This is a genomic window from Halobacillus amylolyticus, assembly GCF_022921115.1.
Lineage (GTDB): Bacteria > Bacillota > Bacilli > Bacillales > Halobacillaceae > Halobacillus_A > Halobacillus_A amylolyticus.
The window spans coordinates 2,749,278-2,761,180 of the sequence record NZ_CP095075.1; the positions used below are offsets into that span (position 1 = coordinate 2,749,278).

The 11,903-nt window shown below is 41.4% G+C and carries 10 protein-coding genes and 2 tRNA genes; 9 read left to right on the forward strand and 3 right to left on the reverse strand.

Annotated features, from left to right (window positions below; all coding sequences use genetic code 11):
* Window positions 1–15 precede the first annotated feature (15 nt).
* The 3 genes from MUO15_RS14260 to dnaB are packed head-to-tail and all read left to right on the forward strand — an operon-like array spanning window position 16 to window position 3,829.
* Window positions 16–1,989, forward strand: a complete 1,974-nt coding sequence (locus MUO15_RS14260) for a DHH family phosphoesterase (RefSeq protein ID WP_245030134.1) — start codon at window positions 16–18, stop codon at window positions 1,987–1,989.
* Window positions 1,986–2,432 carry a 50S ribosomal protein L9 gene (gene rplI / locus MUO15_RS14265; protein WP_245030135.1) on the forward strand — a complete coding sequence of 149 codons (447 nt, stop codon included), beginning with the start codon at window positions 1,986–1,988 and terminating at the stop codon, window positions 2,430–2,432. Before MUO15_RS14260 ends, rplI begins: the two co-directional genes overlap by 4 nt.
* 35 nt (window positions 2,433–2,467) lie before the next feature.
* On the forward strand, window positions 2,468–3,829 hold the full coding sequence (dnaB, locus tag MUO15_RS14270; protein ID WP_244755342.1) for a replicative DNA helicase: 1,362 nt from the start codon (window positions 2,468–2,470) through the stop codon (window positions 3,827–3,829).
* Between the two features lie 176 nt (window positions 3,830–4,005).
* On the opposite strand, the gene MUO15_RS14275 is transcribed toward dnaB, so the two are convergent.
* Both MUO15_RS14275 and MUO15_RS14280 read right to left on the reverse strand, forming a co-directional pair.
* Window positions 4,006–4,860, reverse strand: coding sequence for a Cof-type HAD-IIB family hydrolase (locus MUO15_RS14275; protein WP_245030136.1), 855 nt, complete (start codon window positions 4,858–4,860; stop codon window positions 4,006–4,008).
* Between the two features lie 3 nt (window positions 4,861–4,863).
* Entirely contained in the window at window positions 4,864–5,631 is a 768-nt protein-coding gene (locus tag MUO15_RS14280; protein WP_245030137.1) for a DeoR/GlpR family DNA-binding transcription regulator, read from the reverse strand.
* Window positions 5,632–5,857: 226 nt separating this feature from the next.
* On the opposite strand from MUO15_RS14280, the gene MUO15_RS14285 reads away from it, so the two are divergent.
* From MUO15_RS14285 to MUO15_RS14300, 4 genes are all read left to right on the forward strand, one after another.
* Entirely contained in the window at window positions 5,858–7,147 is a 1,290-nt protein-coding gene (locus MUO15_RS14285) for an adenylosuccinate synthase (RefSeq protein ID WP_245030139.1), read from the forward strand.
* A gap of 76 nt (window positions 7,148–7,223) precedes the next feature.
* On the forward strand, window positions 7,224–7,775 hold the full coding sequence (locus MUO15_RS14290; protein ID WP_245030141.1) for an LOG family protein: 552 nt from the start codon (window positions 7,224–7,226) through the stop codon (window positions 7,773–7,775).
* Window positions 7,776–7,890: 115 nt separating this feature from the next.
* Window positions 7,891–7,967, forward strand: a tRNA-Asp gene (locus MUO15_RS14295).
* Between the two features lie 110 nt (window positions 7,968–8,077).
* Window positions 8,078–8,150: transfer RNA gene (locus MUO15_RS14300), tRNA-Phe, on the forward strand.
* 78 nt (window positions 8,151–8,228) lie between these two features.
* Here MUO15_RS14300 and MUO15_RS14305 read toward each other — a convergent pair.
* Entirely contained in the window at window positions 8,229–9,134 is a 906-nt protein-coding gene (locus tag MUO15_RS14305) for an SDR family oxidoreductase (RefSeq protein WP_245030143.1), read from the reverse strand.
* Between the two features lie 423 nt (window positions 9,135–9,557).
* Between MUO15_RS14305 and MUO15_RS14310 the strand changes: the two genes are divergently transcribed.
* Together MUO15_RS14310 and yycF are read left to right on the forward strand one after the other, a co-directional pair.
* The gene (locus MUO15_RS14310; protein WP_245030145.1) at window positions 9,558–10,955 is read left to right on the forward strand and encodes a peptidoglycan DD-metalloendopeptidase family protein; all 1,398 of its coding nucleotides are present in this window, start codon (window positions 9,558–9,560) and stop codon (window positions 10,953–10,955) included.
* A 243-nt stretch (window positions 10,956–11,198) separates the two neighbouring features.
* On the forward strand, window positions 11,199–11,903 hold the full coding sequence (gene yycF, locus MUO15_RS14315) for a response regulator YycF (RefSeq protein ID WP_245030148.1): 705 nt from the start codon (window positions 11,199–11,201) through the stop codon (window positions 11,901–11,903).

Here is an 11,903-nt window from a genome sequence, read left to right on the forward strand (position 1 = left end):
CAGGAGCTGAATGAAATGCCGAACTTTTTTAAAAAACCGACTATGAGTGGACACTTGTGGGTCATCTATGTCATCTCTCTGCTGTTGCTTGGGTTCATTTGGTATTACCAGTGGATGCTCGGTTTATTGATGACACTCTTTTTGGCGGCATCGATTTTCTATAGTGTGCGCACAGAGAAGAATATGATTAGTGAAACAGAAGAATATATCTCGACGCTTTCTTACCGTGTGAAAAAAGTAGGGGAAGAGGCGCTATTAGAGATGCCTATTGGGATCATCTTATATAGTGAGGATTACAAGGTCGAATGGGCAAATCCTTATATGCATAAGTTCACAAAGAATAATACGATCGTTGGGGAGTCATTGAATAATCTCTCAGATGATCTGATTTCTCAAATTAAAGAGGATAATGATGAAACGTGGGTTGAAATCGAGGATTACAAGCTTCATACGTTAATTAAACGCGATGAGCGCTTGTTATACATTTTCGACCGGACGAACCAGACAAAAATTCATAACCTTTATCAAAATGAACAAACTGTTCTTTCTATTATTTTTCTGGATAACTATGAGGAAATTACCCAGGGAATGGATGATACTGCGAAAAGCCAAATTAACTCACAAGTAACGTCCATTCTTAATAAATGGGCCAGTGATTTTGGAATTTATCTGAAACGGACCTCACAGGAACGTTTTATGGCAGTAATGAATCAAGAAATTTTGCAATCACTTGAACGGGCTAAATTCGAGATTTTAGATGAAGTGAGGGAACTCATTACGAATCAGAATGTCCCGCTTACGTTAAGTTTCGGGGTTGGCGTAGGCCCTGTAAGCCTGCCTGAACTGGGAGAGCTGGCTCAGTCCAGTCTTGATCTAGCTTTGGGCCGCGGGGGCGATCAGGTGGCGATTAAAGATGATTCGGGGAAGGTACGTTTTTATGGCGGAAAAACAAATCCAATGGAAAAGCGCACAAGGGTTCGTGCCCGTGTCATCTCTCATGCTATGAAAGAACTCGTTCAGGAAAGCGAGAGAGTGCTTATAATGGGACACAAATCCCCAGATATGGACGCGGTTGGCGCCTCGATAGGGATTCTGAAAATCGCTCAAGCGAATGACAAAAAGGCAGCAATCGTACTTGATCCTGATGACATTGATACAGGGGTTCAGCGCATGATTGAGGAAATTCAAGATGATGAGGAATTATGGTCACATTTTATAACACCAGAGGATTCTCTTGAACTTGTAACAAACGAAACATTACTCGTTGTGGTTGATACCCACAAGCCTTCGCTCGTTATGGAAGAAAAGCTTCTACACAAGACGGAGCATGTGGTAGTCATTGATCACCACCGTCGTGCTGAGGAATTTATTTCTGATCCAACACTCGTCTATATGGAACCATACGCTTCCTCCACGGCAGAGCTTGTAACAGAACTGCTCGAATATCAACCGAAGAAGCTGAAACTGTCTATGCTCGAATCAACAGCATTATTGTCCGGGATTATTATCGACACGAAAAGTTTCACATTACGTACAGGGTCTCGTACCTTTGACGCGGCTTCCTATTTAAGGTCTAAAGGAGCGGATACCGTTCTCGTTCAGAAATTTATGAAGGAAGATTTAGACGTGTACGTGAAGCGCAGTCGTTTAATAGAAAAGGCGGATGTTTATCGCAATGGGGTTGCCATCTCAGCAGGTAAGCATGGCGAGTCTTATGGTCCGGTTATTATTGCTCAAGCTGCTGATACGTTGCTTACGATGACAGGAATTGTAGCGTCTTTTGTCATATCAGAGCGCAAAGACGGAAGAATTGGGATCAGCGCCCGCTCGTTGGGTGATATAAATGTGCAGGTAATCATGGAAAGAATGAATGGGGGCGGGCATTTAACCAATGCGGCCACCCAGCTTGAAGACACCAATATTGAAGATGCGAAAGCGTTACTACAGGATATTATCGATGAATATTTCGAAGGAGGAGACCAAGAATGAAAGTTATTTTCAAAGCTGATGTAAAAGGAAAAGGGAAAAAAGGGGAAATAAAAAATGTTTCGGACGGATATGCCCGTAACTATCTTTTGAAAAATAATTTAGCTGTTGAGGCGACAGGCGGCAACCTTAAAGCACAGAAGGCAAAGGATGCTAAACAGGACCAGCTGGCTGAAGAAGAAGAAAAAGAGGCTGGACTACTGAAACAGCAGTTGGCTGATATAGAAGTGAAGCTGACAGCGAAGTCTGGTGACAGTGGCCGTTTGTTTGGCTCTGTGACAAGCAAGCAAATTGCTGAAGAGCTGAAGAAATCACACAATATTAAAATTGACAAACGTAAAATCGAATTAGACGAGCCCATCCGCACGCTTGGGTATACAAATGTCCCTGTGAAGCTTCATCAAGAAGTTACAGGTACAATTCGTGTCCATATTGAAGGGAAGTAAAGGGTCCTTTTCATGATTAGAGGAGGAACGAACTAGTGAGTGAACAATGGAATGACCGTACTCCGCCGCATAATATCGAAGCAGAACAGGCTGTTCTCGGGGCTGTCTTTTTGGAGCCAGAGGCTATGTCTACTGCTGCTGAATACTTGCTTCCCGAAGATTTTTACAGAGCAAGTCACCAGCGAATATTTGAAGTCATGCTTACTTTATCTGACCGTGGGGAACCAATTGATCTCGTAACCGTGACCACGGCATTATCAAATAATAAAGTGTTGGAAGAGGTCGGTGGGGTATCATATTTAAGCGATATCGCAAACTCAGTACCGACAGCAGCGAATATTAGCTACTATACTAAAATTGTTAGCGAAAAATCTACATTACGTGGGTTAATCCGAACAGCAACAAATATCGTTACCAGCGGCTTTGCTGAGGAAGAGAATATTGAAGATGTTTTAAATTCAGCTGAAAAAGATATTCTCGAAGTGTCTAATAGGACAAATTCAGGTGCTTTTAAAAGTATTAAAGATGTGCTGATCGATGTGTACGATAACATTGAAATGCTCCACAATAGCGATGGGAACGTAACAGGGATTCCAACTGGGTATCGGGATCTCGATCAGATTACTTCTGGATTTCAGCGAAATGACCTAATTATAGTAGCAGCTAGACCATCTATGGGTAAAACGGCGTTTGCCTTAAATATTGCACAAAACGTAGCAGTCCATACAGAAGAAAATGTTGCGATTTTCAGCCTTGAGATGGGGGCTGATCAACTTGTATCGCGTATGTTGTGTGCAGAAGGCAATATTGATGCACAGCGTCTGCGGACAGGACGTATGGAATCTGATGATTGGAACAAGCTGACGATGGCAATGGGAAGTCTATCGAATGCAGGAATTTACATCGATGACACTCCAGGTGTTCGAGTAAGTGAAATCCGTTCTAAATGCCGTCGCCTTAAGCAAGAACATGGACTTGGGATGATCTTGATTGACTATTTGCAGCTCATTCAAGGGAGCGCCAATTCCAAAGAAAACCGTCAGCAGGAAGTATCAGAGATTTCACGCTCCTTAAAAGGGTTAGCCCGTGAATTAAATGTTCCGTTGATTGCGTTATCTCAGTTATCTCGTGGTGTTGAATCAAGACAGGACAAACGTCCGATGATGTCTGATCTTCGTGAATCAGGTTCAATTGAGCAGGATGCTGATATCGTAGGTTTCCTTTATCGTGATGATTATTATGATCAGGAGTCGGAGAACCAGAATATCATTGAGATTATTATATCGAAGCAACGTAATGGCCCGGTTGGTAATGTCGAACTCGCCTTTGTAAAAGAATACAACAAATTCGTCGACCTCGATCGACGCTATAGCGATGCCGACGTCCCACCAGCTTAATAAACCTAAAATTCCCCACCTCAGGTCATCCATAATTTGGATGACCTGAGGTGGGATTTATTCTATAAGACTCAAAGAAGACGCCTGAACTTGAGGAGCTCAGGCGTCTTTATATTCATCACCATTCGTTACGCCCCCCTTTAGGAAGTTACGCCGAACCGTGTATGAAGCGGTAATTAGTCTAACCATTGGGAGATGGTGTACGCCACACCATGTTCATCATTAGACTTTGTAATAAAGTCGCTGGCCTCTTTCACAACATTACGTCCATTAGCCATAGCTGCACTGTGTCCAGTCACTTCAAGCATGGAAAGGTCATTCGGGCTGTCCCCGATCGCTCCCACATCCCGTAAGTTCATTCCAAAATGGTTAGCCAATTTCGATAGAGCTATCCCCTTTGATGCGTTCTTATGTTCAAGTTCGAAGTTATGGAGAGACGAGCTAACCAGTGTTAAGTCTTCACGTAACTCGAATTGACGCCAGCCTAAATCAAGTTTTTCTTGATCAAAGGAAAAGGCTAGAACATTGTAAAGTGGTACATTGGCATCTAGAATTTCTTGAAAGGAATCCACTTGGAAGAATCCCTGTTGGCCAAATTGCTTCTCCATCGCCAGTTTTAAATCGGAGACGTCGGCTTGCGGATTGGCACTGCGAATCCGATCAAGTTCAATATTTAGTAACTCGCGACCGTTCTGTGGCGTTAAAATTGCCGAATCACTAAATACTTCATAATAAAATTGTTCCTGCTCAAGCCATTGCAAAATGTCTTTCCCATCATTAGGATCAATGGGCACGGCGCTGAAGCATTCCCTGTCTGGCTGATGAATGGTAGCTCCGTTTGCTCCAATCACCCATGTTGATACGTCTGTTTTAGCAAAAACCTCTCGCACATCAAATTCGGCTCTCCCCGTAGCAATGACAACCTCCACACCTTTAGATTGAGCTTTTTTAATAGCAGCAATATTTTCTTCACTGATCTTGCTTCGACTATTCAATAGCGTTCCATCTAAGTCAATCGCAATCATCTTCATCTTTTACTTCTCCTCTTCTGTAACAAGTAATTCTACTTGATGAGTAGTGAGTAATTCCTGGAAGTCAAGACTAGGTGTTCGGTCCGTGATTAATAAATCAATATCCTCAAGGCCCGCATATTGATAAAAGTCGGTTACCCCCACTTTTGTATGATCAGCAAGAACCGTCACCTGCTTTGCTCGTTCAATCATTTTCCGTTTCACCATTCCATCTTCTTCATGGGCGATCGTTAATCCGTGCTCTGATATCCCTACCACCCCGATAAAAGCATGGTCGACATGATATTTTGACAGCCGATCAATGACTGATGTTCCGTATAAGAATCGATGTTCTTTATGAAGCTGTCCACCCAGTAAATGAATAGTTAGCTTTGCTTTGCTTGATAAAATTTCTGCCTGATTAATAGAATTTGTGATGACTGTACAATCAAGTTCTTTCAATTGGTCTGCGCAAGATTGAACCGTGGTTGAAGCATCTAGAATAATTTTGTCTCCATTTCTGATCAATGAGGCAGCTTTTCGCCCAATATGCAACTTCTCTCCGGAATCGGTCTGCAGACGATTGGAATAGTCCTTGATTTTATTACGAGTGGAGGGAAGGATGGCTCCACCTCGTGTTCGCAATATAGCTTGCTGTTCCTCAAGCTTTACAAGGTCTCTTCGTGCAGTATCGCGGGAAACGTTGAAAAGCTCGCAAATTTTTTCAACTGATATTCTTCGCTCATTTCTTAGATAATTAAGGATTTCGATGAGTCGTTCCTCTTGGTACATATCCGTTCACTCTCCTATATAAGTTATTATAAGTATTAATTTAGTAAAAATCAATCAATATAAGTTTTTGTAAGCATTTATAAGTAAAAAGGGAGGCTATTTAAAATCGAACATTTTTAACATAATTAAATATAACGTTCGGTATTTACGTTGACGAATAAGCTAATCATTGATAAACTGACCATGGATAAAATAAAAAAGTAAATTTTATTGGCGGAGGTGCCATATGTCTTCAGTAGTAGTTGTCGGAACCCAATGGGGCGATGAAGGTAAAGGTAAAATTACTGATTTTCTATCACAGAACGCTGAGGTTGTAGCTCGTTATCAAGGCGGGAACAACGCAGGGCATACGATTAAGTTTGACGGAGTAACGTATAAACTACATCTCATTCCTTCGGGGATCTTTTTTGATGATAAAGTGTGTGTACTGGGAAATGGTATGGTAGTCGATCCGAAAGCCCTCTTAGAAGAGCTTAAGTACCTACATGATAGAGGAATCTCGACGGATAACTTGCGAATCAGCAACCGTGCACATATTATTCTTCCATATCACCTGAAGCTTGACGCATTGCAGGAAGAGGAAAAAGGTGCGAATAAAATTGGAACAACGAAAAAAGGAATCGGTCCAGCTTACATGGATAAGGCAGCAAGAATGGGAATCCGGGTAGCAGATCTTTTGGACAAAGAAAGTTTCCGTGAAAAGCTTGAACAGAATCTAGCAGAAAAGAACCGCTTTTTTGAAAAAGTATATGAAACGGCACCCTATACTGTAGATGAAATCCTAGACGAATATTATGAGTATGGGCAGCAATTTAAGAAATATGTATGTGATACATCTGTTGTATTAAATGATAGTTTAGACGAAGGGCGTCGAGTACTTTTTGAAGGTGCGCAAGGGGTTATGCTGGATATTGATCAAGGTACCTATCCGTTTGTAACGTCCTCTAATCCGATTGCAGGCGGGGTGACGATTGGCTCAGGTGTTGGCCCCTCTAAAATCAAGCACGTTGTGGGAGTGTCAAAAGCATACACCACTCGCGTGGGAGACGGACCGTTCCCAACAGAGCTTGATAATGAAGTAGGAGATCAAATCCGAGAAGTCGGCCGTGAATATGGAACGACAACAGGACGTCCCCGTCGAGTCGGCTGGTTCGACAGTGTCGTTGTCCGCCACGCCCGAAGAGTTAGCGGGATCACCGACCTTTCACTTAACTCGATTGATGTTTTAACAGGGATTGAGAACTTAAAAATTTGTACAGCTTACAAATACAAGGGTGAAATCATTAAGGAGTTTCCGGCCAGTTTGAAAGAGCTAGCTGAATGTGAACCTGTTTACGAGGAAATGCCAGGTTGGACGGAGGATATAACTGGTGCGAAATCACTCACAGATCTTCCCGTTAATGCGCGCCATTACTTGGAACGCGTATCACAACTTACAGGTATTCCGCTATCGATCTTTTCAGTTGGACCTGATCGCTCACAAACAAATGTTGTACGGAGCGTATATAGCGAATAGTATAATAGAAAGAATAAGACACGTCTTACTTGTAAAATAGGTAGGCGTGTTTTGTTAAGAGAAAGGAGCTATTCATTTGAGAAGAATATGTGTATTCGCTGGATCAAAAAGCGGTAATAATCAGGAATTTATCGAAAAGTCCAAAATCTTAGGCCAAGTTTTTGCGAACGAACAAATTGAGCTTGTTTATGGTGGGGCAAAGAGCGGATTAATGGGCGTGCTTGCTGATTCCATTTTAGAAGCAGGAGGGCATGTTACAGGCATTATGCCCACCCCACTTTTTGAAAAAGAAATCGTGCACCAAAAGCTGACATCGTTCATTGAGGTGGAAACCATGCATGAAAGAAAAGCAAAGATGAGTGAATTGGCTGATGGGTTCATCGCACTCCCTGGAGGCTTTGGAACGTTTGAGGAACTATTTGAAACCGTAACCTGGGCACAAATTGGGCTGCACACAAAACCCATTGCTCTATTAAATATTGAAAACTACTATACACCGATGATTAACCTGATCGACCATGCTATCGAAGCCGGTTTTGTCGCTGAATCGAATCGGAGCTTATTATTACAATCCGACAAACCAAAGGAATTAATAGAAAAAATGACATACTTGTTAGGGGAGAAATAGGAGGATCTCCTTCCTGATTTCTCTTTTTCACCAAAGATAATGGCAAAATCTATTGCTGTTCATCTTTCTCTATGGTATGATATTCTTCGTTGCCGTAATATAAGAGTATTTGCTTGGTCCGGTAGTTCAGTTGGTTAGAATGCCTGCCTGTCACGCAGGAGGTCGCGGGTTCGAGTCCCGTCCGGACCGCCATTATATATATCGGTTAAAAACTTGCAACAAGATGAGCGTAGGACCTCCTCGAATTCACTACAAAACCAGACGAAGAGCGAGGATTCAATACAGTATAACACTTAAAATATGGCTCGGTAGCTCAGTCGGTAGAGCAACGGACTGAAAATCCGTGTGTCGGCGGTTCGATTCCGTCCCGAGCCACTGGGAAAATGTCTGCGATTTGATTCGCAGGCATTTTTTGTTTTTAAACAAAAAGTTGAACGAAACTAATGATTCCAGTTATGAACTCACCATTTTTCCTCCATTAACATGTAAAACTTGACCACTAACATATCGGGAGTCATTACCAGCTAAGTACACATATGTTGGTGCAAGCTCAAATGGTTGTGCCGCGCGCTTCATTGGTACATTTAAGCCAAATGTCTTAACTTGCTCTTCAGAAAAGCTTGACGGTATGAGTGGTGTCCAAATCGGTCCAGGAGCAACTGCGTTGACTCGGATATTCTTTTCAGCAAGGTTTTGTGATAGGGAACGAGTGAATCCTACAATAGCACCTTTTGTAGCAGCATAGTCTATCAATAACTTGTGTCCTTCATAAGCCACAATAGAAGTTGTATTAATGATTGCATCGCCTTTTGTTAAGTGGGGGAGCGCTGCCTTTGATAAGTAAAAGTAAGAGTAAATGTTCGTTTTGAACGTGTCATCAAATTGTTCAATCGTTATATCAGATAGTTCCTGTTGAGGGAATTGTACACCATGGTTATTAACGAGAGTATTTAACTTGCCAAAAGTTTCAATTGTTTGATTGATGACATTTTCGCAGTGCTCATGATCTCGGAGATCACCAGGAAGGAGGAGGCATTGCTGCCCGAGCTCTTCAACACGTTTCTTGGTTCGGTGGGCATCTTCGTTTTCGTATTCGTAAAAATACGGGATGACAATGTCGGCTCCTTCTTTTGCGTACGCAATCGCTGCAGCTGCACCAATTCCGCTGTCTCCACCAGTAATAATAGCTACTTTGTTTTTGAGTTTCCCACTGCCTTCGTAGCTTAGGTTTTCAATAATTGGTTTAGGATTCATTAAGGATTCGATACCTGGTTGTTTAGGCTGGTGTTGAGGGGGAAAAGTCAACGTTTGATTTGTAGTCTCGGTTGTCACAGCATAATAAGGGTATTTCGGATACATGAAGTTCCCTCCCGTAAAAAATCTTTATTCCCCTTTAGGCTATTCATTTGTTAATATTTGGTTCATTGTTTTCTCATGATAGTTGGGATTTCTTAACTATTAGGGAAGAGGGAACTAATAACCCAATTTTTTACTAAATGGTTTTAATAAAGGTTCATATATAAATCGATAAAATAATGGTACCTATTTGTCGGTTTTTTGTAATATATTTGTAATAATCCATGCGAAAACATCCTTTAAGCTGTGGAATTTCACACATTAAAGGATGTTTAACTACATTTAAAAAGATAAAATTGGAATTAATATTATAAATTGATTACATCGTTGGTAATTCCTATCGCAAAATGCTTACCTATGATAAGTTAAAAAAGGTGAAATTAAACATAAGAAATAGAGAGAGAGATTTGATTTGGGGGAAAGATCGTGGATAAGACGACTGGTTTATGGAAAAAAGTCGCCATAATGACTTTACTTGGTATTGGTTTGAGTCTTGGAACAACGTATGCTGAAAGTAACCTAGAAACTATTTACCACGTTTATGTAGGAGATAAACACATAGGTGCTGTGAATGATAAAGAGATCGTTCAATCTTATGTTGACCAACGTTTGAACCAAGCCCAGGAAGAAAACGAGAACCTTCGATTGACAACAAAAGAAGAGATTGCCTATGTTCCTGAAAAAAAGTTCACGCCTACTCATAATAACGAAAAAGTGATTAAAGGACTTAAAGAAAACATATCAGTAGCTGCTAATGCTGTAGGTTTAAACATAGACGATCAAACCATTGCTTACCTTCCGAGTGGGGAAAAAGCTCAAAAAGCTGTTCAAAAGTTTAAAGAGCAGTATGTTGATAAAGAAGCACTTCGCAAAGTAAAAGAGAGAAAAGAGAATGGTAAACAACCAACCATAGACGACTCTACTATAATAGACGTGTCACTAACGAATAAGGTTTCAAAAATAGAAAAAGAAGTGGAACCTAGTAAAGTTGTAACTGTAGATGAAGCTGTTGACATAATACAAAGAGGAAAACCAGAGGATAAGGTTCATACCGTGGCCGAAGGAGAGGTACTTGGCGAACTTTCTTCCATGTACGGTCTCACTCAGGATGAATTAATTGAGATGAATTCTGAACTTGAGAAAGATGAACCTCTACAAATTGGGCAAGAGATCAATGTAACAGTGTTTGAGCGTCTGACTGAAGTGGTAGTAGAACTAGAAGGAATAAAGGAAGAAAGTATCTCGTATGATACAGAGACTGTCGAAACTGACGAGCTCCAGAAAGGTGAAAAAGCAGTGAAGCAAGAAGGTCGGGAGGGTGAGAAAGAAGTCCATTACTTCATTAAGAAGGAGAGCGGAGAGATTGTCGAAGAAAAAATCCTTAATGAAGAGACGATTTCCAAACCTGTGAAAGAAATTATCCTTAAAGGAACAAAAGTGACACCATCACGTGGGTCCGGTGAATTTACTTGGCCGGCAGTTGGAGGTACAATTACAAGTAAGCAAGGTTCTAGATGGGGAGATTTTCACAAAGGCATCGACATTTCTGGTGTAAGTGATCGTACGATTAAGGCAGCAGATAATGGGGTTGTTATTTCTGCTGGGTATGATGGCTCGTACGGAAATAAAATCGTGATCAACCATAACAATGGATATAAAACGATTTATGCTCACCTTTCATCCATAAGTGTAAGTGCAGGGGAAACGGTTGAACGAGGAAGCGCGATCGGTAACATGGGAACGACTGGACGTTCAACAGGTGTTCATTTACATTTTGAAATCTATAAAAATGGATCATTACAAAATCCAATGTCTTATTATTAATAAGTAAGCTGCTATGGCGTTTTCATAGCGGCTTTTTTAATATCTTTAAACTAGTTATAGCCTTCCGTAGTGGGTCTAGGATATTGAGGCATTCAGCTTTGGGCCCTCCATCTTACCCGAGCCTTCACTGCATGAAAAGGATGCCCACGCTTTCTTATTTTTAGGATGAGATAAGACATTTGAGGATAAATAAGTTAAAATGAGGGGAAGCATTGAAGTAGATGAAAAGGAAGTGAATTAGATATGGCTCCAAAAATTTTAGTCGTTGATGATGAGAAACCAATTGCGGATATATTGAAATTTAATTTAGAAAAAGAAGGCTATGATGTGGTTTGTGCTTATGATGGTGATGAAGCCATCCAAAAGGCCGATCAAGAAGATCCAGATTTAATATTGCTTGATATTATGCTGCCCAATAAAGATGGAAATGAAGTATGTCGAGAAGTTCGTAAAACCCACACGATGCCAATCATTATGCTGACAGCGAAGGATGCTGAGATTGATAAGGTGCTAGGTTTAGAAATGGGTGCGGATGACTATGTAACTAAGCCATTCAGCAACCGTGAATTGATTGCCAGAGTAAAGGCGAATTTACGAAGACACCAGCAGGAGCCGGAAGATCAATCCCATCAGTCAAAAGACATCACCATTGGGCGTTTGGCTATTCATCCGGATGCATACACTGTAACTCGGGATGGATCCTACATTGAGCTTACGCACCGAGAGTTCGAATTGTTACATTACCTTGCCCGTCATATTGGACAGGTTATGACGCGTGAGCATTTGCTTGAAACGGTGTGGGGCTACGATTATTATGGTGATGTGCGTACGGTCGACGTAACCGTTCGCCGCCTTCGTGAAAAAATTGAGGAGAACCCGAGTAATCCAGTATGGATTGTGACCCGTCGAGGTGTTGGTTACTATTTAAGAAACCCAGAGCAGGAGTAA

Coding starts and splice junctions, on each gene's coding strand:
- MUO15_RS14260 (WP_245030134.1), top strand. CDS start 16: ATGCCGAACTTTTTTAAAAAACCGACTATGAGTGGACACTTGTGGGTC.
- rplI (WP_245030135.1), top strand. CDS start 1,986: ATGAAAGTTATTTTCAAAGCTGATGTAAAAGGAAAAGGGAAAAAAGGG.
- MUO15_RS14275 (WP_245030136.1), bottom strand. CDS start 4,860: ATGAAGATGATTGCGATTGACTTAGATGGAACGCTATTGAATAGTCGA.
- MUO15_RS14280 (WP_245030137.1), bottom strand. CDS start 5,631: ATGTACCAAGAGGAACGACTCATCGAAATCCTTAATTATCTAAGAAAT.
- MUO15_RS14285 (WP_245030139.1), top strand. CDS start 5,858: ATGTCTTCAGTAGTAGTTGTCGGAACCCAATGGGGCGATGAAGGTAAA.
- MUO15_RS14305 (WP_245030143.1), bottom strand. CDS start 9,134: ATGTATCCGAAATACCCTTATTATGCTGTGACAACCGAGACTACAAAT.
- yycF (WP_245030148.1), top strand. CDS start 11,199: ATGGCTCCAAAAATTTTAGTCGTTGATGATGAGAAACCAATTGCGGAT.